A 1,367-nucleotide genomic window follows, 5' to 3' on the forward strand; every position below is an offset into this window, starting at 1 on the left:
TACGCTGAAACAGCTTCAGGATTCCGGTTATCGGATAACCAGCGTCCTCTGGGTGCAAGGAGAGGCGGATCTCGTTATCGGCACCACCGCGGAGGCCTATCGGGATCATTTCATGTCGATGGTCGACACATTGCGTCAGCACGGCGTCGAAGCACCCGTTTACATTTCGATCGCATCGAAATGCCTGGAACCGAGCAATGGCGGCTTCAAGGAGCATATTCCGGACAATGCGATAGTACGGGCCCAACTGGCCCTGTCAAAAAGCGGCCACGGTATCCGGGAGGGCGTTAATTCCGACGCGCTACTCGATGGAGACGACCGCTACGACGATTGCCATTTCGGGGGCACAGCCGGAGAGAAAGCGTCGCAGGCCTGGCTGAACCTTCTGCGCAGCGACGGCCGCCTGGAAACCTCGCGATAGTCTTGCCTGAACCGGTTTTCGCACCGTCGCACGCTTCGGCCTCGGCCCCGGGCAAAGACGAGGCGCGCTCAATCCAATTGCCCCACCGGGAGAATGCAGCGCCCATTTGCCGAGCGACCGGCCGCGGCTGTTTGCCGCGATAGGCGCGGTTGCAGCCCCGGAATTTCTTGCTTCGGTGATCAGAAAAGCAAAATGCCCCGCGGAGTTTGCGGGGCACTTTGTATCAGGGGTTTTCGCGACCGGGGGACGCGATATGCAGAAGAATGACATGGTTCTGAAGCTATTCAATTAGCCTTAAGTTACTAATCTAATTGCAGAACCCGTTCGGCGCTGGATCAATTTTGATCAATGATGCCAGCTCAAGGGTTTCTCACGGTTTTTACGCGGGGGGAGGCGATCACCCAAGTCATCGACGTCCCCTCGCTCAGCGAAAGCGAAATTTCTTGCCATCTCGTCAAACGCTTGATCGATGTAGATCCGGCGGCACATGCGAAACTCCGTCTGCACTCATAGTCTTTCGATATGTGTCTTCGATGAATGACGTCAATATCGAGTGATGCTTGGATTACCCCTATTGCATAACTGGACCGGCCTTGATTAGTCCAATAGGCTCCATGTCATTGTGTGATGAGTAAAGGGTAACGAGATGCGTAACACGCTGGCAGTATGCGGGGGCGCCTTAATCGCCATATACTTCCTGGGCGGCATGAGCGCGAGACATGAGATCTTTCCTTGGCCACAACTTTCCGCGCTGAGGAAAACGGTTGTTGGAGAGAAGCCGGCGGCCCCAAGCCGATATACTTTCGACGACAAGGAACGCCTCATCGGGGATGAATCGAAAACCTCTGTGACCTGCCCCACTCAAACCGATCGAACTGCTGTCTTGCTCATTCTTGGCCAATCGAACGCGGCCAACTACGGTGGACAGCGACACCGGTCAAATTAC

General features: G+C 55.4%; 1 protein-coding gene and 1 pseudogene. Both read left to right on the plus strand.

The genetic code is table 11. From position 1 onward, the window contains the following. The coding region (locus ATY29_RS01255; protein ID WP_146053990.1) for a sialate O-acetylesterase at nt 1–421 on the plus strand (421 nt) is incomplete at its 5' end. A gap of 646 nt (nt 422–1,067) precedes the next feature. After that, nucleotides 1,068–1,367, plus strand: a pseudogene (locus tag ATY29_RS37285) (sialate O-acetylesterase); the annotation flags it as partial.

Origin of the sequence: Rhizobium hidalgonense, from assembly GCF_002914525.1 — a bacterium.
Lineage (GTDB): Bacteria > Pseudomonadota > Alphaproteobacteria > Rhizobiales > Rhizobiaceae > Rhizobium > Rhizobium hidalgonense.